Origin of the sequence: Saccharothrix sp. HUAS TT1, assembly GCF_040744945.1 — a bacterium.
Taxonomy (GTDB): Bacteria; Actinomycetota; Actinomycetes; order Mycobacteriales; family Pseudonocardiaceae; genus Actinosynnema.
Window position 1 is genome coordinate 3,635,315 of sequence record NZ_CP160453.1, and the last position, 24,074, is coordinate 3,659,388.

Annotated in this window: 22 protein-coding genes and 1 pseudogene; 17 read left to right on the forward strand and 6 right to left on the reverse strand. The window is 73.2% G+C overall.

The features are described from left to right. Nucleotides 1-121: 121 nt before the first annotated feature. Nucleotides 122-1,459 carry an SDR family NAD(P)-dependent oxidoreductase gene (locus tag AB0F89_RS17785; RefSeq protein ID WP_367137569.1) on the reverse strand — a complete coding sequence of 446 codons (1,338 nt, stop codon included), beginning with the start codon at nt 1,457-1,459 and terminating at the stop codon, nt 122-124. 126 nt (nt 1,460-1,585) lie between these two features. Here AB0F89_RS17785 and AB0F89_RS17790 point away from each other — a divergent pair, with 126 nt between their 5' ends. From AB0F89_RS17790 to AB0F89_RS17800, 3 genes are read left to right on the forward strand one after another with little or no spacing between them, the layout of a single operon-like run. Next, entirely contained in the window at nt 1,586-3,037 is a 1,452-nt protein-coding gene (locus tag AB0F89_RS17790) for a hypothetical protein (RefSeq protein ID WP_367137571.1), read from the forward strand. Then, on the forward strand, nt 3,034-3,447 hold the full coding sequence (locus tag AB0F89_RS17795) for a hypothetical protein (RefSeq protein ID WP_367137573.1): 414 nt from the start codon (nt 3,034-3,036) through the stop codon (nt 3,445-3,447). The genes AB0F89_RS17790 and AB0F89_RS17795 overlap by 4 nt, the downstream gene beginning before the upstream one ends. A 14-nt stretch (nt 3,448-3,461) precedes the next feature. Further along, complete coding sequence (locus AB0F89_RS17800; protein WP_367137575.1) at nt 3,462-3,803, forward strand: MmcQ/YjbR family DNA-binding protein; 342 nt, start codon at nt 3,462-3,464, stop codon at nt 3,801-3,803. A gap of 3 nt (nt 3,804-3,806) precedes the next feature. Here AB0F89_RS17800 and AB0F89_RS17805 read toward each other — a convergent pair whose 3' ends face one another. Beyond that, nucleotides 3,807-4,763 (reverse strand): LysR family transcriptional regulator, encoded by a 957-nt coding sequence (locus AB0F89_RS17805; RefSeq protein ID WP_367138904.1) that lies wholly within the window; start codon nt 4,761-4,763, stop codon nt 3,807-3,809. 210 nt (nt 4,764-4,973) lie between these two features. Here AB0F89_RS17805 and AB0F89_RS17810 point away from each other — a divergent pair, with 210 nt between their 5' ends. The 8 genes from AB0F89_RS17810 to AB0F89_RS17845 all read left to right on the forward strand — a co-directional run bounded on the left by AB0F89_RS17810 (nt 4,974) and on the right by AB0F89_RS17845 (nt 13,945). Then, entirely contained in the window at nt 4,974-5,771 is a 798-nt protein-coding gene (locus AB0F89_RS17810) for a 2-amino-3,7-dideoxy-D-threo-hept-6-ulosonate synthase (protein ID WP_367137577.1), read from the forward strand. 58 nt (nt 5,772-5,829) lie between these two features. Continuing rightward, a complete protein-coding gene (locus AB0F89_RS17815) occupies nt 5,830-6,903 on the forward strand; it encodes a 3-dehydroquinate synthase II family protein (protein ID WP_367137579.1) in 1,074 nt (357 codons plus the stop codon). 6 nt (nt 6,904-6,909) lie between these two features. Continuing rightward, on the forward strand, nt 6,910-8,262 hold the full coding sequence (locus AB0F89_RS17820) for a class I adenylate-forming enzyme family protein (protein ID WP_367137581.1): 1,353 nt from the start codon (nt 6,910-6,912) through the stop codon (nt 8,260-8,262). 24 nt (nt 8,263-8,286) lie between these two features. After that, nucleotides 8,287-8,865: an isopentenyl-diphosphate Delta-isomerase gene (gene idi / locus AB0F89_RS17825; RefSeq protein WP_367137583.1), complete on the forward strand. Its 579-nt coding sequence runs from the start codon at nt 8,287-8,289 to the stop codon at nt 8,863-8,865. A 262-nt stretch (nt 8,866-9,127) separates the two neighbouring features. Further along, nucleotides 9,128-10,390: a DUF1996 domain-containing protein gene (locus AB0F89_RS17830; RefSeq protein WP_367137585.1), complete on the forward strand. Its 1,263-nt coding sequence runs from the start codon at nt 9,128-9,130 to the stop codon at nt 10,388-10,390. A 14-nt stretch (nt 10,391-10,404) separates the two neighbouring features. Then, the gene (locus AB0F89_RS17835) at nt 10,405-12,120 is read left to right on the forward strand and encodes a discoidin domain-containing protein (protein ID WP_367138906.1); all 1,716 of its coding nucleotides are present in this window, start codon (nt 10,405-10,407) and stop codon (nt 12,118-12,120) included. A gap of 55 nt (nt 12,121-12,175) precedes the next feature. After that, complete coding sequence (locus AB0F89_RS17840; protein WP_367137587.1) at nt 12,176-13,162, forward strand: LacI family DNA-binding transcriptional regulator; 987 nt, start codon at nt 12,176-12,178, stop codon at nt 13,160-13,162. A gap of 72 nt (nt 13,163-13,234) precedes the next feature. Next, complete coding sequence (locus tag AB0F89_RS17845) at nt 13,235-13,945, forward strand: DUF998 domain-containing protein (protein ID WP_367137589.1); 711 nt, start codon at nt 13,235-13,237, stop codon at nt 13,943-13,945. On the opposite strand, the gene AB0F89_RS17850 is transcribed toward AB0F89_RS17845, so the two are convergent. Next, nucleotides 13,912-15,522, reverse strand: coding sequence for a long-chain fatty acid--CoA ligase (locus AB0F89_RS17850; protein ID WP_367137591.1), 1,611 nt, complete (start codon nt 15,520-15,522; stop codon nt 13,912-13,914). The two genes, AB0F89_RS17845 and AB0F89_RS17850, sit on opposite strands and share 34 nt — an antisense overlap. Nucleotides 15,523-15,567: 45 nt before the next feature. On the opposite strand from AB0F89_RS17850, the gene AB0F89_RS17855 reads away from it, so the two are divergent. The 4 genes from AB0F89_RS17855 (at nt 15,568) to AB0F89_RS17870 (ending at nt 19,342) form a co-directional block, all read left to right on the forward strand. Beyond that, nucleotides 15,568-16,116: a TetR/AcrR family transcriptional regulator gene (locus tag AB0F89_RS17855; RefSeq protein WP_367137593.1), complete on the forward strand. Its 549-nt coding sequence runs from the start codon at nt 15,568-15,570 to the stop codon at nt 16,114-16,116. A 4-nt stretch (nt 16,117-16,120) separates the two neighbouring features. Then, a complete protein-coding gene (locus AB0F89_RS17860) occupies nt 16,121-16,528 on the forward strand; it encodes a hypothetical protein (protein ID WP_367137595.1) in 408 nt (135 codons plus the stop codon). Nucleotides 16,529-16,665: 137 nt separating this feature from the next. Then, nucleotides 16,666-18,135, forward strand: a complete 1,470-nt coding sequence (locus tag AB0F89_RS17865; protein ID WP_367137597.1) for a cellulase family glycosylhydrolase — start codon at nt 16,666-16,668, stop codon at nt 18,133-18,135. A 70-nt stretch (nt 18,136-18,205) separates the two neighbouring features. Further along, complete coding sequence (locus AB0F89_RS17870) at nt 18,206-19,342, forward strand: tetratricopeptide repeat protein (protein WP_367137599.1); 1,137 nt, start codon at nt 18,206-18,208, stop codon at nt 19,340-19,342. A 45-nt stretch (nt 19,343-19,387) separates the two neighbouring features. On the opposite strand, the gene AB0F89_RS17875 is transcribed toward AB0F89_RS17870, so the two are convergent. Genes AB0F89_RS17875 through AB0F89_RS17885 form a run of 3 tightly spaced genes read right to left on the reverse strand, consistent with a single transcriptional unit; the run spans nt 19,388 to nt 22,392 of the window. Continuing rightward, nucleotides 19,388-20,866 (reverse strand): glutamate--cysteine ligase, encoded by a 1,479-nt coding sequence (locus AB0F89_RS17875; protein ID WP_367137601.1) that lies wholly within the window; start codon nt 20,864-20,866, stop codon nt 19,388-19,390. Nucleotides 20,867-20,890: 24 nt separating this feature from the next. Beyond that, nucleotides 20,891-21,550: a 4'-phosphopantetheinyl transferase gene (locus AB0F89_RS17880; RefSeq protein ID WP_367137603.1), complete on the reverse strand. Its 660-nt coding sequence runs from the start codon at nt 21,548-21,550 to the stop codon at nt 20,891-20,893. Further along, entirely contained in the window at nt 21,547-22,392 is an 846-nt protein-coding gene (locus AB0F89_RS17885) for a metallophosphoesterase (RefSeq protein WP_367137605.1), read from the reverse strand. The genes AB0F89_RS17880 and AB0F89_RS17885 overlap by 4 nt, the downstream gene beginning before the upstream one ends. Nucleotides 22,393-22,810: 418 nt before the next feature. Between AB0F89_RS17885 and AB0F89_RS17890 the strand changes: the two are divergent. Both AB0F89_RS17890 and AB0F89_RS17895 read left to right on the forward strand, forming a co-directional pair. Next, nucleotides 22,811-23,134 (forward strand): annotated as a pseudogene (locus AB0F89_RS17890) (transposase); the annotation flags it as partial. Nucleotides 23,135-23,276: 142 nt separating this feature from the next. Further along, on the forward strand, nt 23,277-24,035 hold the full coding sequence (locus AB0F89_RS17895; protein ID WP_367137607.1) for an alpha/beta fold hydrolase: 759 nt from the start codon (nt 23,277-23,279) through the stop codon (nt 24,033-24,035). The last annotated feature ends 39 nt before the right edge of the window (nt 24,036-24,074 follow it).

The window sequence follows — 24,074 nt, forward strand, 5'->3', positions numbered from 1 at the left end:
AAAGCTTCAGCCTACCGACGGAGAGTCGCACACGGACACGATTCCGTTAACCCACATACCCGATCGGCCCATCACGATTACTACTGTCGGGAATGGACGGAATAGCCGCGCGCGCAGCACGTCACCACGGCGACGGCGCGTAGTCCTTGAGGAAGCAACCGCGCAGGTCCTCGCCCAGTTCGCCGCGCACGATCGGGTCGTACACCCGGGCCGCGCCGTCGACCAGGTCGAGCGGCGCGTGGAAGCCCTCGGCGGCCAGCCGCAGCTTCGTCGGGTGCGGTCGCTCGTCGGTGATCCAGCCGGTGTCGACGGCGGTCATCAGGATGCCGTCGGTGGTCAGCATCTCCTCGGCGCTGGTGCGGGTCAGCATGTTCAGCGCGGCCTTGGCCATGTTCGTGTGCGGGTGGCCCGGCCCCTTGTAGGCGCGGCTGAACTGGCCCTCCATCGCCGACACGTTCACCACGTACTTGCGCCGCGCGGTGGCGGCGGCCATCGCCGGGCGGAGCCGGGAGATCAGGATGAACGGCGCGGTGCTGTTGCACAGCTGCACCTCCAGCAGCTCGACCGGGTCCACCTCCTCGACCCGCTGCACCCAGCTGTTGACCGGCGCCTCGTCCGGCACCAGGCCGCCCGCGTCGATCTCCTTCGACCCGGCGGTGAGCGCCAGCGACGTCACCGAGGGGATCGTGTCGGCCAACGTCCCCGCCAGCGCCACCGGGTGCGCCGACACCGTGTGCCCGAACGTCACCAGCTCGGGCAGGGGGCCGGACGGCAGCGGGGTCGACTCGGCGGCGACCAGCGGCGCGTAGGCGCCCGCCGAGCGGCGGACCGTCTGCGCGGCGTTGTTGATCAGGATGTCCAGCGGCCCGGCGGCGGCCACCGAGTCGGCCAGCTGCACGACCTGGGCCGGGTCGCGCAGGTCGATGCCGACCACGCGCAGCCGGTGCAGCCAGTCGGCGCTGTCGGGCATCGACGCGAACCGGCGCACGGCGTCGCGCGGGAACCGGGTGGTGATGGTGGTGTGCGCGCCGTCGCGCAGCAGCCGCAGCGCGATGTACATGCCGATCTTGGCCCGACCGCCGGTGAGCAGGGCGCGCTTGCCGGTCAGGTCCGCGCTCTGGTCGCGCTTGGCCCGGTTGAGCGCCGCGCAGTCCGGGCAGAGCTGGTGGTAGAACGCGTCGACCTCGGTGTAGCGCCGCTTGCAGGTGTAGCAGGACCGGGCGCGCAGCAGCGTGCCCGCCTTCGAGCCCGGCTCCGGCTCGCGCAGCAGCAGGCCGCGGGTCTCGTCGTCGATGCGGGACGGCGAGCCGGTCGCGGTCGCCTCGATGACGGCGCGGTCGGCGGCGGTGACGGAGGCGCGGCGGTCGGCCTTGCGGCGCTTGCGCAGGCTCTTCCAGATGCCGGCGGTGGCCCGGCGGACGGCTACCGCATCGGGGTGCTCGGTGTCCAGTTCGTCCACTTGGGCGAGCACCCTTAGGGCGATTTCCAGTTCGGCGGGGTCAATCGACACGTGCAGCACTCTACCTGCGCGAAAATCGACCCCGGACGGGTGAAATTCACTTCAGCCACCGATAGGGTGCCCGGCATGCCTACAGCGGGTACCGGCCCACGGGTGCGGCGACTGGCCCACCCCGACGCCGACATCCGGGCGCGCGCCCTCGGCCTGCCCCGCGGCCGGCCGGTGCTGGCGGTGTTCGGCTCGGTCGACACCCCGGACACCGAACTGGCCGCCGCCGTGCTCCCGGTGCTGCGTGCGGTGCTCGCGGCGGCGGCCCGCGCGGATGCGGTAGTGATCACGGCGGGCGCCGACGTCGGCGTCACGCACCTGGTCGGCCTGGCCGCCGAGTCGCTGGACGGGCGGTGGCCCCGGCTGGTGGGGGTCGCGCCGTCCGGCCGGGTGGCCGCGGAGGACGCCGAGCCCGCCGGGGGTGAGGTGAAGCTCAACGTGAACCACGACACGGCGGTGCTCGTGCCGGGGTCCAGGTGGGGCGAGGAGGTGCCCGCCCTGTTCCGCGCGGTGGACGCGGTGACGGGCTCGAAGCGCCCGGCGCTGGCCCTGCTGATCGGCGGCGACGCCAACGCCCGCGCCGCCCTGGTCGACCACCTGGGCCGCGACCGGCCGCTGCTGGTGCTCGCCGGCACCGGTGCGCTGGCCGACGAGATCGCCGGCGGCAGGATCGGCGAACCGGCGCCCGCGCCCGCCGCCGACGGCCCCGAACCCGCCGCTCCGCCCGACGGCCCCGTTCCCACCGACCGTCCGGCGCCCACCGGCGGCCCTGCGCCCGCCGACCGTCCGGTCCCGGCCGACCGTCCGGTACCCGCCAGCGGTCCGGGACTCGCCGACCGTCCGGGACCCGCCGACCGTCCGGGACCCGCCGACCGTCCGGGACCCGCCGGCGGCTCCGCTCCCGACGACCTCGCCGTCCTCGTCCGCAGCGGCCAGGTCGCGGTCGTGCACCTGGACGAGGGCGCGGACAAGGTGGTCGCCGTCCTGCGGCGCGTGCTGGGCAACCGGCCCGGCGCCAAGCTGCACGCCGACGTGCCCCCGCCCGCCGTCTGGCCGCGCGTCCGCTTCACCGCGCCCGAACCGCGACCCGTGATCGATCCCGGCTACGTGCTGGACTACCCGCTGCTCGCCGACGCGATCCACGAGGCCAACCAGGTCGTCGCGCCCGCGCTGCACGAGTGCGAGGTCGCCGCCCTCAGGGCGCGCGAACGGTCCCGGCTGCTGGTCGTGCTCGCCATCGCCGCCGGTTTCGGCACGACGGTGTTCGCCGCGCTGCAGGTCTGGCTGCGCGACTCGCCGTGGCCCGGCGTGCTGCTCGCCGTGTCCGGCGCGGCGGCGGCGGTGCTCGCGGTCGTCGCCCGCGGCGGTGACGAGCAGGACACCCGGGTCCGCGCCGAGCAGCTGCGCGCCCTGTACTTCGACCACCTCTCCGCACCGCCCGCCGCCGACGACGCCGAGCGCGAGGAGCGCTCCCGCGAGCTGGCGACGGCCGTGGCGCGGCACCGCCACGAACCAGCGAGCCGCACATGACGCCGCCCGACGACCACCGCGAGCAGTTCCTCCGCGCCTACCTGCGCCACCGCGTCGGCGAACGCCTCGCCGGGTTCGAGCAGGCCCAGACCCGCTACACCTCGGCCCGCCGCTGGACCACCGGCCTCACCGTGCTGCTGTTCACCGCCGCCGCGGCGCTGGGCGCGGTGTCGGTGGCCGACGAGCGGCAGCGCGCGCTGTGGGCGTTCCTGGCCACGGTCGCGGCGGCGTCGGCCACGGCGGTCGGCGTCTACGAGGCCGTGTTCTCGTTCCGCGCCCTCTCCCGCCGGTCCGCGAACGGGGTGGCGCTGCTGCACCTGCTCCAGGCGCACGGCGCGCCGGAGGGCGAGGACGGCGTCAACGCGTTCCGCACCGAGGTCGAGAGCGTGCTCCGGCACGCGGACCACTAGCGCCCGGACCGCTGGTGGCCAGCGTCGACGACGTGCGCCGCATCGCGCGCGCCCTGCCGCGCACCGAGGAGGCGGTGGTCCGGGACCGGGTGAAGTTCCGGATCGGGCGGATCGTGTACCTGGCGCTGTCGCGGGACGAGCGGACGCTCGGGTTCGCGTTCCCCAAGGACGAGCGGGACGCGCTGGTGGCCGCCGAACCGGCCAAGTTCCACCTGCCCGCGCCTTCCGACCTGCGCTACAACTGGGTCGACTGCACCCTGGCCGCGGTGGACGAGGACGAGTTGGCCGAACTCGTGGTCGAGGCGTGGCGGATGTGCGTGCCGAAGCGGGTCGCCGCCGCGCACCTGGAGCGGTAGGGCTCAGCTCGCCGCCACGGTCAGCCCGGTGGCCGCCAGCTTCGCCGTGCGGGGACCGTGGCTCCGGATCCGCTCCTGGTAGGCCCGCAGCAGCGCCGCGTGGATGTCGTCCACGTGCTCGGCCGCCGCGCAGTCCCGCCGCCACACGACGGTGACGCGCCGGCGCACCGGGTTGCCCACGATCGGCTTCAGCAGCACGCCCGGCAGCTCCTGCCCGGTCGGGAAGAAGCACGCCACCGTGTGCGCCGAGCGAACGAGTTCCGCGGCCGACGCCGGGTCGACGCCGAAATGCGCGCACCGCGGTGTGAATCCGGCCGCCTCGCAGGCCAGGTGCAGGTTCAACCGACCGCCGCCGTAGCTCTCGTCCGGCACCGCCCATTCCTCGTCGGCCAGTTCGGACAGCCGTATTTCACTTCGCGTCGACAACCGGTGCCCGACCGCGATTCCGACCAGCATCGGTTCGGTCACCACGGTGCGGCAGTCGACCTGTTCGGGAATCCGCAGGGGGCTCTGCGGGAACTCGGTCACCAGCGCCAGGTCCAACTTCCCGGTGCGCACCTGTTCGAGCACCGCGTCACCGGTCCGCTCGATGTGCGTGGTCTGCGGGTGCGCCGGGAGCAGCGCGCGGACCACGCCCACCAGCAACGGCGTCAGCGAACCGGCCACACCGCCGAGCCGGATGCCCGTCACGTCGCTCTCGGCGGCCAGCTTGCGCGCCGTGACCAGCAGGTCGTCGAAGCGTTCCACCAGGTCGCGGGCTCGCAGCACGACGTGGCGGCCCAACTCGGTCAGCTCGACCCCGTCGGTGCGCCGCAGGAAGAGGGGACCGCCGAACCCGCGCTCGATCCGGCGCAGCTGGGCGGTCAGGCCGGCCTGCGCGATCTTCAGCAGCGAGGCGGCTCGGCTGATGCTGCCCGCTTCCGCCACGGTCAGCACGACGTGGAGATGCCTCAGCTCCATGTTCACTGCGGCAGCCTAGGGCAAATCCCGGCAGTGGATCACCGAGCGCCCGGGCGGGAACGGGTCGGGCGGTGTGCGGACGTGATTCGGTCGATTGCTCCAACAGGTGCATAACTGGCGAGTTATCGCCACCTCACAACTGCCGCCGCGCTCACTGGTTCGACCACTCTGCTGGGGGCTATCGCCGAATACCGGGAAGGTGTGAGCGACATGAGGAAAGCGTTGCGGCTGCGACGCCTTTCCCGTCCGCGCGACGACAGGTACCTCTTCGTCCCGCTCGACCACAGCGTCTCGGACGGTCCGGTCGTGCCGCGCGACCGGTGGCACGAACTGATCGACTCGGTGGTCGTCGGCGGCGCCGACGCCATCATCGTCCACAAGGGGCGGGTGCGCACCATCGACCCGGACGTGCTCGCGGGCTGCGCGCTCGTCGTCCACCTCAGCGCCGGCACCGCGCACGCCGCCGACACCAACGCCAAGGTCCTGGTCGGCGAGGTGGACGAGGCGCTGCGGCTGGGCGCGGACGCGGTGAGCGTGCACGTCAACATCGGCTCGGACACCGAGGAGCGCCAGCTCGTCGACTTCGGCGTGGTGGCCAAGGCGTGCGACGACTGGAACGTGCCGCTGATCGCCATGGCCTACCCGCGCGGGCCGCGCATCGCCGACCCGAACGACCCCGCGCTGCTCGCGCACGTGGTCAACATCGCGGTCGACCTCGGCGCCGACATCGTCAAGACCAACCTCGCGGCGCCCACCGAGCGGATGGCCGAGGTCATCGCCAGCTGCCCGATCCCCGTGCTGGTCGCGGGCGGTCCGGCGACCGGCGGCAGCGTGGTCGACCACGCCCGCACCGCGATGGCGGTCGGCTGCGCCGGGCTGGCCGTCGGCCGCCGCGTGTTCACCTCGCCCGCCCCGATGTCGCTGGTCGCGGAGCTGGCCTCGATCGTCCACGACGACACCCGGGCGGACCTCGTCCGCGCCATGACGGGCGTCGTGGCCTCGTCATGACCACGCCGCCCGCGGCCGTCGCCCGCCGACCGGGTTCTCACCACCTCTTGGAGCACCGTTGAAGTTCGCCTGGATCGACCTCCGAACCGTTCCCGAGGCGCACCGCGAGGCGGTCGTGGACGCCGCCGTGCACGCCCGCCTCGCCGGGATCGTCTCCGACGACCCCGCGCTGCTGGACTCGCTGCCGCCCACGATCACCCGGGTCCTCGTCGCCGACTCGGCGGTGGAGAGCCCGCACCTGGTCACGGTGGCCGTCGACGACCAGGACGCGCTGGACCGGCTCACCGTCGACGCCGCGTTCGTGCAGGTCCGCGACGACCGCACGCTCAAGCTCGCGTGCGCCGCCGCGGTGCGGCTCGGGCACACCGTGGTCGCGTTCGCCGACCCGACGAAGATCCCGCTGGAGATCGTCATCGCCGCCGCCGACGGCGCGCAGGGCAAGCTGATCACCGTCGTGGCCGACCTCGAAGAGGCCGGGATCGTGCTGGACGTGCTGGAGCACGGCTCGGACGGCGTGCTGATGGCGCCGCGCGACGCCACCGACGTGTTCAAGCTGGCCAGGCTGCTGGAGGCCACCACCCCGCCGCTGACCCTGACCACGCTCACCGTCGAGGGCATCACCCACAACGGCCTGGGCGACCGCGTCTGCGTGGACACCGCGTCGCACTTCCAGGAGGACGAGGGCATCCTGGTCGGCTCGTACTCCTCCGGGTTCATCCTCTGCTGCAGCGAGACCCACCCGCTGCCCTACATGCCGACCCGGCCGTTCCGGGTCAACGCCGGCGCCCTGCACTCCTACGTGCTCGGGCCGGACAACCGCACCAACTACCTGTCCGAGCTGCGCTCGGGCAGCACGGTGCTCGCCGTCAACTCCGAGGGCCGCACCCGCAAGCTCACCGTCGGCCGGGCCAAGCTCGAATCGCGCCCGATCCTGACCATCACCGCGCACTCGCCGGAGGGCGTCGAGGTGAGCCTGACCGTGCAGGACGACTGGCACGTGCGGGTGCTCGGCCCCGGCGGGAAGGTCCGCAACGTCACCGAGCTGCAGCGCGGCGACGAACTGCTCGGCTACATCGCGACCGAGCAGCGGCACGTGGGCATCCCCATCGGCGAGTTCTGCAAGGAGACCTGAGCCAAGATGCGCGAGTTCGTCACCGACCTGTTGCGCCGCCACGGCGACGACGTGCCGGTGTTCAGCCACGAGCACACCGTGACCCACGGCGCGCTGCGCGCCGCGGTCGCCGCCGAGGCGAGCCTGTTCGCCGCCTCCGGGGTGGGTGAGGGGAGCACGGTCGCGCTGCACCTGCCGCCGAGCTTCACCCAGCTGGAGGTGGTGCTGGCGTTGTGGAGCCTCGGGGCCAGGGTGATCTCGATCGACCACCGGCTCAAGCCCGCCGAGGTCGAGGTGCTGCGCGAGATGACCCGTCCGCAGTTCCTGGTGCGCGCGTCCGGCCACCCGGTCGGCCTCTTCCGCGAGCGGTACGAGCTGGTGACCGAGCCCAGGTCCGACGGGGTTCCCGCGGCGACCAGGCACCGGCTGGTCCAGTTCACCTCCGGCTCCACCGGTCGGCCCAAGGTGGTCGGCCGCAGCACCGAGTCGATCATCCGCGAGGTGCTGCGGTTCGGCGCGGCCGAGGGGATGCCGCAGGGCGGCGAGCGGATGCTCATGCTCTTCTCCACCGCGCAGAGCTTCGGGCTGATGGGCGGGCTGCTGCACTCGTTGGCCGCGGGCGTGCACCTGGTGTTCGCCGCGCGGCCGTCGGCGGAGGACGTGCTGCGGACCGTGGCGCGGCACCGGGTCGACTTCATCACCGGCGTGCCGCACCACTTCGACCTGCTGGCCGCCGCCGCGGACCGGACCGCGATGAGGTCGGTGCGCGGCGGGTTCACCGGGGGTGAGCTGATCCGGCCGGACGTGGCCGAGCGGTTCGCCGCCGCGTACGGCTTCGCGATCGGCGAGTGCTTCGGCACCACCGAGACCGGCGCGCTGACCATGGACGCGACCGGCGCGACCCGGCCGTCGGTGGGCAAGCCGCTGACCGACACCACCATCCGGGTGCGGGACGGGCTGGTCGAGGTGGCGCTGGACCAGTCGCCGTACCTGGACGAGGGCGACCCCACCCGGTACCGCGACGGGTGGTTCCGGACCGGCGACCGGGGCGAGTTCGACGCGGACGGCAACCTGCGGCTGCTCGGCCGGGCGGACTCGCTGGTCGTGGTGCGGGGCAGCAACGTCGACCTCACCCAGGTCGAGGCGGCGCTGCGGGCCCACCCGCTGGTCACCGAGGCGATCGCGGTGCACGACGAGGTGATCGAGGCGTACGTCTCGACCGGGTCGGGCGCGCTGACGTCGGACGACGTGGCGGCGTGGTGCGCGGAGCGGCTGGCGGAGTTCAAGCAGCCGCAGCGCATCCACGTGCTGACGGCGTTGCCGCGCACGCCGAGCGGGAAGCTGGTGCGCAACCCCAGGGTGCTCGCCGACGCGCGGTGACCGGCGGTGTGGCAGGGTGGGCGTGTGGAACAAGTCGTGCTCCTGGACGAGTCCGGCGCCGGGATCGGCGTGGCCGACAAGGCCGCCGTGCACCACGCGTCCACCCCGCTGCACCTGGCGTTCTCGTCGTACCTGTTCGACGGGGCGGGCAGGCTGCTGCTGACCAGGCGCGCGCTGCACAAGAAGACCTGGCCGGGCGTGTGGACCAACTCGTGCTGCGGGCACCCGGCGCCCGACGAGCCGGTGGTCGCGGCGGTGACCCGGCGGCTGGTCGACGAGCTGGGGCTGACCGGCGTCGACCTGGACCTGGTGCTGCCCGCGTTCCGCTACCGGGCGGTGATGGAGAACGGGGTCACCGAGAACGAGATGTGCCCGGTGTTCCGGGGCGTCGTCGCCGGTGACCCGGAGCCGAACCCGGACGAGGTGGACGCGTTCGAGTGGACGCCGTGGGCCGACTTCGCGCCCGCCGTCCTGGCCGGCGCGCGCCCGGTGTCGCCGTGGTGCGCCCTGCAGGTGGCCGAGCTGTGGCAGCTGGGCCCGGACCCGCTGGCCTGGCCGACCGCCCCCGCCTCCGGCCTCCCCGCCGCCGCCCGCCTGTCCTGAACGCTCACCTCACCCCTCCCGAACGTAGGACTCTCGCTCCCCGAACGCAGGACTCTCGCGAGAGTCCTGCGTTCGGGATGTGCGTGTCCTGCGTTCGGGAGGGGTGGAGTGAGCGTTCAGGGGTGAGAGAGCGCTCTCTCGGGTGGTGTTCCGGGATGACCGGAACTCGCGGCTTTCCTTGACTGATACAGGGGGCCGTCTTACGTTCCGCTGTGAGAGCGCTCTCTGCAACCACCTCATTGTGCCCTATGAAAGGGGAGTCGTGATCCCCACCATTCGCCGATGGCGTCGACTGGTCACCGCCCTCGCCGTCGCGACCCTGACCGCGTCGGCACTGACGTTCGTGAACTCGCCCGCCTCGGCGGCGCCGGAACTGCTGTCCCAGGGCAGGACCGTCACCGCCTCGTCCACCGAGAACGGCGGCACGCCCGCCAGTGCGGCCGTCGACGGCAACGCCGGCACCCGCTGGTCCAGCGCCGCCGCCGACCCGCAGTGGATCCAGGTCGACCTCGGTTCGTCCACCGCCATCTCGCAGGTCTCGCTGAACTGGGAGGCCGCCTACGCGCGCTCCTTCCAGCTCCAGACCTCCGCCGACGGCAACGCCTGGAGCACGATCGCCACGGCGTCGGGCAACGTCGGCGTGCAGAACCTGAACGTCTCGGCCACCACGCGCTTCGTCCGCGTCTACACCACCGCCCGCGCGACGCAGTACGGCGTGTCGCTGTGGGAGTTCCAGGTGTTCGGCGTGCGGAACGCCAGCGGCCCGATCGTGCGGGTCGCCGAGTTCCTGGCCGAGTGCCCGTACAGCCACCGCCTGCCGGACGACCCGATCGTCGCGCCGAACCTGCCGGGCGGGTCGCACATGCACAGCTTCTTCGGCAACCGCACGACCAACGCCCGCTCCACCGTCCAGACCCTGCTGGCGGGCACCAGCAACTGCAACCCGGGCACCGACCTGTCCTCCTACTGGGTGCCCACCCTGTACGCGGACAACCAGCCCGTGGAGCCGACCGGCACCACGTTCTACTACCTGGGCGAGGGCGTGCGCGACGACATCATCGCGCGCATCCAGCCGTTCCCGCTGGGCCTGCGGATCGTCGCGGGCAACGCCAAGGCCACCCAGCCGGACGCCAGCACGATCTCCCGCTGGTCCTGCCTGCACGCCGGCCACGTCGGCGCGTCGAAGGACTTCGTGAACTGCCCCGCGGGCACCATGCTGGAGTCCTACCTGGACTTCCCGCAGTGCTGGAACGGCCGGGACCTGGACTCGGCGGACCACAAGAGCCACATGGCGTACCCGGTGAACGCGGCCTGCCCGGCCACCCACCCGGTGCCGGTGCCCAAGCTGCGCCAGGTGCTGCGCTACCCGGTCAGCGGTGACCCGGCGCGGTTCCGGCTGGCCTCCGGCGCGGGCTTCACCATGCACGGCGACTTCTTCAACGCGTGGCCGGAGGCCGAGCTGGCCCGCCGGGTGCGCGACTGCATCAACCCCATCATCAAGTGCGGCGCGGACGGCCGCCCGTGAGCGAGCCGAACTCGATGAGGTCGATCGCGGTCAAGCTCGGCGCGGCGTTCGCCCTGCTCGCCACGCTGGTCGTGCCGACCACCGGGGCGCAGGCGGCGGAGTGCGGCACGGCCAACGCGGCGTTGAACGCGCCGGCCACCGCTTCGTCGGTGGAGACCGGCAGCCCGTTCACGGCCGCCTCGGCGGTGGACGGCAACGCCGGGACGCGCTGGTCGAGCGCGTTCAGCGACCCGCAGTGGCTGCGGGTCGACCTGGGCGCGAGCCGTGAGCTGTGCGGCGCGACGCTGCAGTGGGAGGCCGCGTACGCGACCGCGTTCCAGCTCCAGGTCTCGGCCGACGGCGCCGCGTGGACGACCGTGCACCAGACCACGACCGGGACGGGTGGCACGCAGAACGTCACCTTCACCGGCACGGGTCGCTACATCCGCGTGCACACGACGGCGCGCGCCACGCAGTACGGCGTGTCGCTGTGGGAGTTCGCCGTGCGCACCGGCACGACCGGCGGCAACCCGCCGGGCGAGCAGCTGCTGTCGTACAACAAGCCGGCGTCCGCCTCGTCCTTCCAGGACGACGGCGCGTGCCCGGCCTGCACCCCGGCCAAGGCGCTGGACTTCAACCCGGCCACCCGGTGGGCGACCAACGCCGGCACCGGCTGGGTCGACCCGGGCTGGATCTCCGTCGACCTGGGCGCGACCGCGCAGATCAGCAAGGTCGTGCTCCAGTGGGACCCGGCGTTCGCCACCGGGTTCCAGATCCAGACCTCGGCCAACGGCACGAGCTGGACGACGATCCACACCGTCGCGAACGGCACGGGCTTCAAGCAGACGTTCACCGTGTCGGGCACGGGTCGCTACGTCCGGGTGAACCTGACCAAGCGCAGCGGCCAGTACGGCTACTCGCTGTGGGAGTTCCAGGTCTACGGCACCGGTGGCAGCCCCACGCCGCCGCCGGCGCAGGCCCCGGACCCGGGCACCCCGCTGCGGCTGGTGTGGAGCGACGAGTTCAACGCGCCGTCGGGCACCCGCCCGGACGCGGGCAAGTGGCGTCCGGAGGTCGGCACCGGGCAGAACGCGGAGCTGCAGTACTACACCGACAACCGCAACGCGTTCACCGACGGCGCCGGCAACATGGTGCTGGAGGCCAGGCGGGAGGTCACGCCGGGCTCGGCGTGCCCGGTCGACCCCGTCAGCGGTTCCGGCACGTGCCAGTACACCTCCGCCCGGATCATCACCGAGGGCAAGGCGTCCTGGACCTACGGCCGCATGGAGGCCCGGATCAAGGTGTCGGGCACCAAGGGCCTGTGGCCCGCGTTCTGGATGCTCGGCACCGACATCTTCAAGGGCACCCCGTGGCCGGCCAGCGGCGAGATCGACATCATGGAGCACCTGGGTCGCGAGCCGAACACGGCGTACCAGACGATCCACGGCCCGGCGTACTTCGGCGGTGGCGGCATCGGCCAGGTGCGCGACATCGGCCAGGACTACGCGAACGCGTTCCACACGTTCCGGGTGGACTGGAACAGCCGGGGCATCACGTTCAGCATCGACGATGTGACGGTCATCTCCATCGACAAGGCGACCGTCGAGGCCACCCGCGGCCCGTGGGTGTTCGACAAGCCGTTCTTCATCCTGCTCAACAACGCGGTGGGCGGTGACTGGCCCGGTCCGCCGGACGCCACCACGTCCTTCCCGCAGCGCATGCTGGTCGACTACGTCCGCGTCTACCAGTGACGGGCTGGTGCGGTCCCGCCTCGGCGGGGCCGCACCTCCCGGTATAAAGACTGACGTGGACCGCAGACCAGTCACGTTGGAAGAGGTCGCGCGGGTCGCGGGGGTTTCCCGGGCCACGGTGTCCCGGGTCGTCAACGGGGTCGCCACGGTGGACCGTGAGCTGCGCCAAGTCGTGGAGAAGGCGATCTCCACGACCGGGTACGCGCCCAACCGCGCGGCCCGCTCGCTCGTCACGCGCCGGGCGGGCGCGATCGGGCTCGTGCTGCCGGAAGAGGGCCGCACCGTGCACGACCCGTACTTCGGCCGGGTGGTCAGCGGCGTGCTGCCGGTGATCCGGCCGCTCGGCGTGCAGCTCGTGCTGACCACGGGCGACCACCGCGAGGTGGTGGACGACATCCGCCAGCGCAGGCTGGACGGCGTCATCCTGATCCACACGCACGGCGCGGACCCGCTGCCGAGGCAGCTGATCGAGGCGAACCTGCCGGTCGTGCTGGCCGCCCGCCCGGTCCGGCCGATGTCGATCACCTACGTGGACGTCGACCAGGCGGCGGGCGCGGGGCTGGCGGCCGACCACCTGGCGTCGTCCGGGTGCCGCCGGCTGGCGACCATCACCGGTCCGCTGGAGACGCCCGCCGGCCAGGACCGGCTGCGCGGGTTCTGCGAGGCGGTGGCCCGGCTCGGCCTGCCCGAGCCGGTGGTGGTCGAGGGCGACTTCTCCCGCGAGGGCGGCGCCGAGGGCGCGCGCCGGTTGGCCGGCGCGGACGTGGACGGCCTGTTCGTGGCCTCGGACCTGATGGCGACCGGCGCGCTGCCGGTGCTGCGCAACGCCGGTCGGCGGGTGCCCGAGGACATCAGGGTGGTGGGCTTCGACGACAGCAGCCCGGCCGTCGAGTGCGACCCGCCGCTGACGACGGTGCGCCAGCCGGTGGAGGACATGGCCGCCGAGATGGCCCGCCTGCTGGTGGAGCGGGTGGAGCGGCCGGACCGCCCGGTCAGCTCGGTCGTGTTCGCGCCGACGCTGGTGGTCCGCCGGTCCAGCTGAGACCCGCGCCACCGAAGCTGTCGATTCGCTGAACGGCGGAACACACCCCGATCCCCGTCCGTTCTGTCCGTTGTGCCGACTGCTCCCGCACCAACCCGGTCACCGGCCCGCTTCGTCGCCCTCGCCGGCGCCGCCGCCGTCCTGCTGACCGTCGCCCTCGTCGGCGGCCTGGACCTGTACCGGCTGGGCGAGTCCAGCTACCACCTGCGCCGCACCATCAGCGAGTACGCGCTCGGCCCGTACCGCTGGGCGTTCGACACCGGCGTGCTGCTGCTCGTGCTCGGCTCGCTGGCGATCCTCGCGGTGCTGGTCGGACGAGGGGTGGCGCGGTGGAACTCGGTGGGCGCGGTGGCGTTCGCCGCGTGGGCGGTCGGGCTGACCCTGGTGGTGATCTTCCCCAAGAACAACTGGGCGATCGGCCCGAGCGTGAGCGGCAGCATCCACCGGTTCGGCAGCCTGCTCGCGTTCATCGCGCTGCCGGTCGCCGCGACGCTGCTGGCCCGGCCGTGGCGGCGCGACCCGGTGTGGGGCGCGCACGCCCGCTGGACGTTCCGGCTCGGCCTGCTGTCCGCGCTCGCGTTCACGCCCATCCTGTACGCGATCGGCGTGAACGCGGTCGTCGGCACGTCCTGGTGGCGGGTGATCCCGCTCGGCTACGTCGAGCGGGTGCTGGTGCTCACCGAGGTGGTGGCCGTGCTGGTGGCGGGCGTGTGGGCGATCGCGGTGGCCCGCGGGCCCTCGGCGCGGGCTCAGGGGTACAGCTCGTCCAGCACGTCCCGGTAGCGGCCCTCGATCTCCTTGCGGCGCATCTTCAGGCTGGCGGTGAGGGTGCCGTCGGCCACCGAGAAGTCCTCCGGCAGCACGGCGAACTTCTTGATCGTCTCGTGCCGCGCGAGCTTGGCGTTGGCCGCCTCGACGGCCCGGCCGACCTCGGCGTCCCGGTCGAGGTCGGCGGGCGCGAGGTCCGGGTCGATGGTGACCAGGGCCACGCAGTAGTTGCGCCCGTCGCCGTGCACCAGCACGTTGCCGATGTAGGGGCTGTTGGACTTGACCAGCCCCTCCACCGCCTGCGGCGCGACGTACTTGCCGCCGGAGGTCTTGATCAGCTCCTTCTTCCGGTCGGTGATCCGCAACCGGCCCCCCTCGTCCAGCTCGCCGATGTCGCCGGTGTGCAGCCAGCCGTCCCGCAACGCCTCGGCGGTCTCCTCGGGCAGCCCCCGGTAGCCGCGCATGACGCCGCGCCCGCCGATCAGCACCTCGCCGTCCTCGGCGATCCGCACCTCGGTGCCCACCAGCGGCCGGCCGACCGTGCCGAGCTTGTTCGCGCCCGGCCGGTTGACGAACGACGCGGCCGACGACTCGGTCAGGCCGTAGCCCTCCAGGATCGTGATGCCCGCGCGGTCGAAGAACTCGCCGACCGGGGCCGACAGCGGCGCCGAACCGGACACGAAGTACTTGATCCGGCCGCCGACCCGGTCCCGCAGCTTGCTGAACACCAGCTTGTCGGCGACGGCCCGGCGGAGCTTCCACTCCGGGTGCTCGGCCACGACCAGCGCCCAGTCGAACAGCTTCGCCTTCACGCCGCCCGCCTCGCGCATCGACGCCACCACCCGCTGGTGGATCTTCTCGAAGATCCGCGGCGCGGCGGCGACCACGGTCGGGCGCAGCTCCTGGAGGTTGGCCGCGATCCGGTCCACGTCGCCGTCCACGGCGGTGGGCACGCCGGTCGCCAGCATGCCGACCTGGAGCACCTTGCCGAACGCGTGCGACATCGGCAGCCACAGGAAGTGCAGGTCCTCGGGCGTGAGCACGCCCAGCTCGCGGATCGCCTCGGCGGTGTAGAGCCAGTTGTCGTGGGTCAGCTCGACGCCCTTGGGCGTGCCGGTGGTGCCGGAGGTGTAGATCAGGGTGGCCAGCCGGTCCGGCGTCAGCTCGTCCACCATCGCGTCGTAGTCGTCGTCGCCCGGCGAGTCGGGCTCCCAGTCGGGCGTGACGACCTTGGCGTCGACCTTGTCGGCCAGCTCCGGGTCGGCGACCACGAGCACGCTCCCGGAGTCGCGGACGATGTGCGCGACCACGTCCGGCGTGCTGCTGGGGTAGATGGTCGTCGTCACGCCGCCGGCGGCGAGCACGGCCAGGTCGGTGAGGATCCAGTCCACGCTGGTCGCGGCCATGATCGCGACCCGGGCGCCGTCCCGCACGCCGAGCTGCCGGAACCCCAGCGCGCGCCTGCGCACGTGCTCGGCGACCTCGGTCCAGGTCAGCGACGTCCACGTGCCGCCGGCGCGGTGGCGCAGCGCCTCGGCGTCCGGCATCTCGCGCACGCGTTCGCGCAGCAGATCGGGGATGGATCGGGCCACGGTGACCTCCTGGGGAGCGGCGCTCTAGAGCGGTACTCTAGCGCCATGGGAACGACCAGTCAGCGAGCCGTGCTGGACGCGGCCCTCGCGCTGGTCGAGGAGGCCGGGCTGGACGGCGTCACGATCAGCGCGCTGATCGCGCGGTCCGGTGTGTCCAACGGCAGCGTGTACCACCACTTCGGCAGTCGGGCGGGGCTGTTCGCCGTGCTCTACGGGGAGAGCTACGCGCACTGCGTCGGCGCCGTCGTCCCGGCGCTGGACCTCGATGACGTCGAGGGCGTCGTGCGCGGGGTGGTGTCGCGGTACCTGGAGTGGGTCGCCGCGAACCCCGGCCGGGCCAGGTTCCTCTACGCCGCGCCGTCGACCGCCGACCCGGCGGTGAAGGCGGCGGTGTTCGAGCCGGTGGCGCGCTGGTTCGCGGCCCGGATGGCGGCGGGCGAGCTGCGCCGGGTGCCGCTGTGGGCGCTGGACCCGGTGGTGATGGGCCCCGCGCACGAGTGCGCCCGCCGGTTCCTGGCGGGCGGGTTCGACCTGGCCGCCGCGGCCGAACCGGTCGGCGATGCGGTGTGGGCGGCGGTCGCGCCCGTAGGGTGACCGCATGGCCACTTGGGGCGACCTCGCCGCATACGTGCACGAAACCTACGACGTCATCGCGGAGAACGAGGACGAGATCCGCATCCTGTTCAACTTCGAGCAGTTCGACGAGGACGACGAGCGGACCCAGGTGATCATCCTGGTCCGCGAAGTGCTCGACAAGCTGCACGAGTGGGTGCAGATCGCGTCGCCGATCGGGCTGGCCGCGAACGTGGACCTGCACGCGTTCCTGACCGAGGTCGGCAACTCGACCATCGCGTGCGGCGCGGCGATCATGGGCGAGCACGTGGTGCTGCGGCACTCGCTGCCGCTGACCGACCTGGACATCCACGAGTTCACCGAACCGCTGGCGCTGCTCGCCGGGACGGCGGACCGGCTGGAGGAGACGTTCTTCGGCGGCGACGACTACTGAGCCGACCGAGGTACCGCGGAAACCGTTGACAGCGGGTGTCCCGGGGTGTTGTGATCCACGCAACAGATAGGAAACTTTCCTAACTGAACCGCCGCCGCAGTGTTCCACCTCCACCCCTGACCCGTGGGAGGCACCCCGTGGCACCCCGTCCCCGATGGCTCGGCGGACCCCTGGCGGCAGCCCTGCTCGCCGCGCTCGCCGTGCCGGCGCCCGGCTGGGCCGAGCCGGCGGCCCCAGCGGCGCCGACGACCCGAGCCGAGCCGACGGCCCAGGCCGTCACCGAGCACCAGGCGGAGGGCGCGATCGTCGCCAACGGCCTGGTCGAGGCCAACCACGCCGGGTACACCGGCAGCGGCTTCGTCAACTACGACAACGAGGTCGGCGCGTACGTCGAGTTCACCGTGACCGCCGCCGCGGCCGGCCCGGCCCGGCTCACCTTCCGGTACGCCAACGGCACCACCGCGAACCGCCCGCTGGGCGTCTCGGTGAACGGCGCGTCCCCGGTGAGCGTGGCGTTCCCCGGCACCGGCGCGTGGAGCACGTGGGGCGAGGCCACCGCCACCGTCTCCCTGAACGCCGGCGCGAACCGCGTCCGCGCCGCGGCCACCACCGCCAACGGCGGGCCCAACCTCGACCGGCTCACCGCCGACACCGGCACGACCGGCGTCGGCCGGCCCGCCGACGTGAACGGGCAGCTGCGGGTGTGCGGGCTGAAGCTGTGCAACCAGCACGGCAAGCCGATCCAGTTGCGCGGCATGAGCACGCACGGCATCCAGTGGTACTCCCAGTGCGTCAAGCCCGCGTCGCTGGACGCGCTGGCCACCGACTGGGGCGCCGACGTGCTGCGGATCTCGCTGTACGTCCAGGAGGGCGGCTACGAGACCGACCCGCGCCGGTTCACCGACATGGTGCACGGCTACGTCGAGGAGGCGACGCGGCGCGGGATGTACGCGCTGGTCGACTGGCACCAGCTGAACCCGGGCGACCCGAACGCGAACATCGGGCTGGCGCGCACGTTCTTCACCGAGGTGGCGCAGCGGCACCGGAACAAGACCAACATCATCTACGACATCGCGAACGAGCCGAACAACGTCTCGTGGGCGGGCATCAAGTCCTACGCGGAGCAGATGATCCCGGTGATCCGGGCGCAGGACCCCGACGGCGTGGTGTTCGTCGGCACGCACGGCTGGGGGTCGCTGGGCATCTCGGACGGGCGCAGCGAGCAGGACATCATCTCGAACCCCGTCAACGCCACGAACTTCATGTACACGTTCCACTTCTACGCGGCGTCGCACCAGGACGAGTACTTCGCCGCGCTGCAGCGGGCGGCGGCCCGGCTGCCGATCTTCGTCACCGAGTTCGGCACCCAGACCTACACCGGCGACGGCGGGAACGACTTCGCGTACAGCCAGAAGTACCTGGACTTCCTGGCCGCCAACAAGATCGGCTGGACGAACTGGAACTTCTCCGACGACTTCCGGTCGGGCGCGGTGTTCAAGGAGGGCGTCTGCGCCGGGTCGTCGTTCACCGGCACGGGCGTGCTCAAGCCCTCCGGCGTCTGGATCCGCGACCGGATGAGGACCCCGGACGACTTCCCGACCAGCTGACCCGGTTCGCGGGTGCGGCGTACGGTCGACGGTGTACGCCGTACCCGCGACGGGGGCTGAGGGGGAGCGCGTGGCACATCCAGGTGCGGTCGGGTTCGGGGTGGCGGCGGCGCGCAGCGGCGACGTCGGGGCGGCGGAGGTCTGGTACCGCGCCGCGGCCGACAGCGGCGACGTCGACGGCATGAACCTGCTGGCGCTGCTGTGCGAGGAACGCGGCGACCACGCCGAGGCGCGGCGCTGGTACTCCCGCGCGGCCGACAGCGGTGACGCGGTCGCGCTGCACGGCCTGGCCCGGCTGGCCCGGCGACGCGGTCAGGAGGGCGAAGCCGGGCGCTGGTACCGGGAAGCCGCCGACCGCGGCGACCAGGAGGCCATGATCGCCCTCGCGGAGGCGGCGGTAGACCCCGCCGACGGCGACGCGTGGTACCGCCGCGCCGCCGAGTCGGGCAACCCGCGCGCGCTGGTCGTGATCAGCACCCGGCTGCGGGCCAGGGGAGAGGTCGGCGAGGCGGAGCGGTGGCTGCGGCGGGCCGTGGCGACGACCGGCGAGCCGTTCTTCATGGTCGAGCTGGGCGAGCTGCTGGCCGCGACCGGCGACCTGGCGGAGGCCGAGACCTGGCACCGCCGCGCCGCCGAGGCCGGTGACGGCAACGCGTTCGGCCCCCTCGGCGCGGTGCTGGTGGCGAAGGGCGACCTGGGCGAGGCCGAGGAGTGGTACCGCAGGGCGGCCGGGACCGGGCGCACGTCGGCGATGACCGACCTGGCCCTGCTCCTGGCGCACCGCGGTGAGACCGGCGAGGCCGAGCGCTGGCTGGACCGCGCGGCCGACGCGTCCGGGGTGGACGTGAACCACGCCCTGTGGGGCGCGCTGCCCGCGTTGGACGCGCACCGGCTCGGCCTCCTGGAACGCGACGCCGGCCACCGAGTGCTGACCGCCCTCGGCGTGCTGTCCCGCGAGCGCGACGACCCCGACCGGGCCGAGCGCTGCTTCCGGCGCGCGGCGGACGCGGGGAACACCCAGGCCATGTACGAGATGGGGCTGCTCCTGACCCGCTGGGGCAGCGCCGCCGCCCGCGCCACCCGTGCCGCACGCCGCCGCGCCGACCTGCGGGCCCCGGCCGGCGTCGAGGTGGAGCGCCCGGCGGTCTGGTTCGCCCGCGCCGCCCAGGGCGGTCACCCCGACGCCGCGAGGGCGCCGAAGCACTGACCGCGCACTGGGACGGCCCCTGCCGACCCCGGTGGCGACGAGGGCTCAGGACACCGGCCAGGTGTGCACCGGCTCGTTGCTGTGCATCAGGTCCCGGTAGGTGCGCAACATCCGGCGCAGCGCCTCGGGCCGGTCCAGCGCCGTGTGATCGTAGTGCCGGTGGAACGCCCGCGCCTGCCACGTCGCGCCGTTCACGCCGGTCAGGCACCGCTGCTCGATCACCCCGAGCAGCCGGTCCCGCTCGGCCGGGTCGACCTTCAGCCGCACCAGCCCCTCGTGCGCCATCGGCAGCAGCCGCCGCAGCACCAGCTCCGCCACCGGCACGGTGCCGAGCCCCGGCCAGTACACCTGCGCGTCCATCCCGGCCCGCGCGCCCGCGGTGAAGTTGTCCTCCGCCGCGCTGAACGACATCTGCGACCACAGCGGCCGCTCCTCCTCGGCCAGCACCCGCACCAGGCCGTAGTAGAACGCGCCGTTCGCCAGCATGTCGACCACCGTCGGCCCGGCGGGCAGGGTCCGGTTCTCCACCCGCAGGTGCGGCTGGTCGCGCACGACGTCGTACACCGGCCGGTTCCACCGGTAGACGGTCCCGTTGTGCAGCCGCAGCTCGGCCAGCGACGGCGTGTCGCCGCGCTCCAGCACCTGCAGCGGGTCCTCCTCGTCGCAGATCGGCAGCAGCGCCGGGAAGTACCGCACGTTCTCCTCGAACAGGTCGAAGATCGACGTGATCCACCGCTCGCCGAACCACACCCGCGGCCGGACGCCCTGCTCCTTCAGCTCGTCGCTGCGGGTGTCGGTGGCCTGCTGGAACAACGCGATCCGGGTCTCCCGCCACAGCTCCTTGCCCATCAGGAACGGCGAGTTGGCCCCGATCGCCACCTGCACGCCCGCGATGGCCTGCGCCGCGTTCCAGTACGCCGCGAAGTCCTCCGGCGACACCTGGAGGTGGAACTGGGTGCTGGTGCACGCGCCTTCCGGCACGATCGAGTCGGCGGTCATCTGCAGCCGCTCGACGCCGTTGATCGAGATCTGCAGGTCCTCGCCGCGCGCCGCCAGCACCTGCTCGTTGAGCAGCGCGTACCGCGGGTTGCCGGACAGCGCCGAGACCGCCAGGTGCTTGGGCTGCAACGTCGGCAGGATGCCGATCATCACCATGTGCGCGTCCACGCCGCGCGCCTTGTGCTCGGCCTCGTTCAACGACCGCCGCACGACGTCCTCGAACTCGGTGATCCCGCCGCCGGTCAGCAACCGGGGCGCGACGTTGATCTCCAGGTTCCACTGGCCGAGCTCGGTCACGAAGTCCGGGTCGGCGATGGCCGCCAGCGCCTCGGCGTTGCGCATCGCCGGGTCGCCCGCGTCGTCGACCAGGTTCAGCTCGATCTCCAGCCCGGTGGTGGGCCGCTCGAACTCGAACCTCGACTCGCGCAGCATCCGGGCGAACACGTCCAGGCACCGGCGGACCTTCGTGCGGTACCTCGTCCGGTCATCGCGGGTGAACTCCTGCCGCCCGACGTCGTCGCCCATGCCGCTGCCGCCTTCCCAGCCCGATCAGCGCGCGGGTACCGCGATAGCGGTCACCACAAACCCCTCCCGGGCCAGCCAGCGACCGGTGAACCCGTCCAGCGGCACGCCGTCCACCACCGGCGGCTCGATCAGGATGCGCGCGGAGAACGTGCCGTCGTCGGGGTTGATGGTCACCTCGGCGTCCTCGAACCCCAGCCACTTGCGCGCCAGCGGGAACCACGCCTTGTACACCGTCTCCTTGGCGCTGAACAGCAGCCGGTCCCAGGAGACCTTGTCGCCGGACGCCCGCAGCTCGCGGTGCCTGGCCAGCTCGCCCGGCACCGCGATGGCCTCCAGCACCCCGTCCGGGGTCGGCTCGTTCGGCTCGGCGTCGATGCCGATCGTCCACACGTCGGACACCAGGCCGACGGCCGCGGCGCGGTAGCCCTGGCAGTGCGTGATGCTGCCGACCACACCGGCGGGCCACGTCGGCGCGCGGTTCGGGCCGGGCAGCAGCGGCGCGGGCGGGAACCCGAAGGCGGCCAGCGCGGTGCGCGCGCAGTGCCGCCCGGTGGCGAACTCCCGCTTCCGCTTGTCCACCGCCTTCGCCACGTGCTCCTGCTCCTCGGGGAACAGCACGACGCCGTCCGGGTCGCCGAACACGTCGACCGCGGACACCGGCGGCGGCAGCAGGTCGGTGATCATCGGGCGTCCCCCTCGCGCAGCACGTCCAGCAGCGGCGCGGCGGTCCAGCCCCGCGGCTGCCACTCCCTCGGGTAGCCGAGCGACACCTCGTCGAAGCGGATGCCGTCCTTGCGGATCGTGCGCGGGATGTGCAGGTGCCCGTACACCGCGACCGCCGCCCGGAACCTCATGTGCCAGTCGGCGGTCCGCTCGGTGCCGCACCACAGCGCGAATTCGGGGTACCGCAGGACGAACGTGGGGTCCCGGACCAGCGGCCAGTGGTTGATGAGCACGGTCCGCAGCGACCGGTCCACCGCGCGCAACCGGCGCTCGCTCTCCTCGATCCGGGCCGCGCACCACGCCTCGCGGCTCGGGTACGGGTCCGGGTGCAGGAAGTACTCGTCGGTGCAGACGACACCGGCCTCCTGGGCGACGGCGAGCGCGGACGCCTTGTCCGTCGTGCCCGCCGGGCGGAACGTGTAGTCGTACAGCGTGAACAGCGGCGCCACCGCCACCGGCCCGCCCGCGCCCTCGAACACCGCGAACTCGTCCTCGGGCGTGAGCACGTCGATGCCGCGGCACAGCTCCACCAGCTGCTTGTAGCGCACCTCGCCGCGGGCCTGCACCGGGTCGTCCTTCGTGGTCCACAGCTCGTGGTTGCCCGGCGACCAGACCACCTTGGCGAACCGGCCGCGCAGCACGCCGAGCGCCCACTCGACGTCGTCGAACTTCTCCGCGACGTCGCCCGCCACGATCAGCCAGTCGTCCGGCGAGTGCGGCTGGATCGCTTCGACGAAGTGGCGGTTCTGCTGATAGGTCACGTGCAGGTCGCTGGTGGCGAGGAGCCGCGGCGGAGTGGTCACGCATTCGAGCGTATCCGTGCGCGCCCCGCATCGGCAGGTGACCGCTCATCCGCTCGTCGCTCCTCTGGAGCCGTTCGGCGGAGCGGGAGGAGCCGCGTGACGCTGCACCACTCCCGTTCGGCGCGCGTTCCCTTACCAGGCGGCGTCGGTGTTCCTAGCGTGATGGGCATCACGACAGTCCTGGGCGGAGGACCTGATGACCGACTACGCACGACCAGCGCAGCCCTTCGGGCGGACGGTGGGCGCGGAGATCGCCCGCCAGGCGCAGCAGCACACCCACCCGGCGGTCGCGCCCCGGCGCACCGACGACGCCGCCCTGGCCATGTTGCTGCGCGCCCGCCAGCGCGGCGACGCCCAGCGGCAGGAGCCGTGGGTGCGCCGCGCGCCGGAAGCGCCGGCCCGACCGCCGCACGCCGACGTGATCGAGCAGCTGGCCGTGCGCCTGGTGCCGCCGTCGCTGTGGGCGGTGGTCGAGCCGCTGCTGCCACCCGCGAAGGTGCGCCGCCAGGGCGGCGGCCGGGGCCGGGTGTCGGACCGGGCCATCTTCACCGCGATCGTGTTCGTCCTGACCAGCGGCTGCGCCTGGCGGCACCTGCCGCCGACGTTCGGCGTGACCGTGCCGACCGTGCACCGGCGGTTCCAGGAGTGGACCGAGGCCGGGCTGTGGCTGCGGCTGCGCCGGGTGGCGGTGGAGGGCGCGGCGGCCGACGCCGAGTGGCTGCGGCTGGTGCTGGACGCGGCCGAGCGGCGCGGCGCGCGAGCCGCCGGCTGACCGGGAGCGACGCCGGCGCGGCGCGCCCACGGCCTGGCGGTCCTCGCGGCCGGGCCGGTTGACTGGGGGCATGACGCCTGTCCACGTGACCGTTGTCGAAGGTCCTGGGGACGTGCCACCGGCCGTGTTCCTGCACGGGGTGCTGAGCTGGGGGTCGGACGACGCCTACGGCTTCGGCCACCAGCGCCCGCTCGCCACGCGCCGACGGCTGCTCCTGGTGGACCGCCGCGGCTTCGGGGCGAGTCCCGACCTCGACGGATCGCACCGCAGCGACTACGAGGTGGACGCCGCGGACGCCGTCACCCTCCTGGCCGGTGGCGCCCACCTGGTCGGCCACTCCTACGGCGCGGTCGCCGCCATGCTCGCCGCCGCCGCCAGGCCCGACCTGGTGCGCTCGCTGTGCCTGGTCCAGCCGGGCGCGCTGCGCCCGGCGGAGGACCACCCGGCCGTCGCCGAAGCCCTGACCCGCGCCCGCGCCGCCACCGCGGGCCTGCCGGCGGACCTGACGCCCGAGGACTACCTGAGGCTGTCCACCGAGGCGGTGGGCATGCCCGCGCCCGAGCCGACGCCCGCCCGGCTGCGCGCCGCGCGCACGACGATGGCCGAACGCCCGTGCTGGGACGCCGACGTGCCGCTGCAGCCGCTGGCCGACGCCCCGTGGCCGGCCCTGGTGGTCCGCGGCGACTGGTCGGGCGCGCCGGAGGAGTACCGGCGGCTCGCGGGCGTCCCGCTGCGAGTCGCCGCCGAGGTGATCGCCCACCGGATCGGCGCCGACCTGCTCACCGTGCCCGGCTTCTACCCGCACGTCCAGCAACCGGCCGCGGTCAACGCCGCCCTGGCCGGGCTGTGGGCGCGGGCCGACGGCTCCTAGCCGCACCGCTGCGGGGGACTCGTCGGCGCGCCGCGGAAC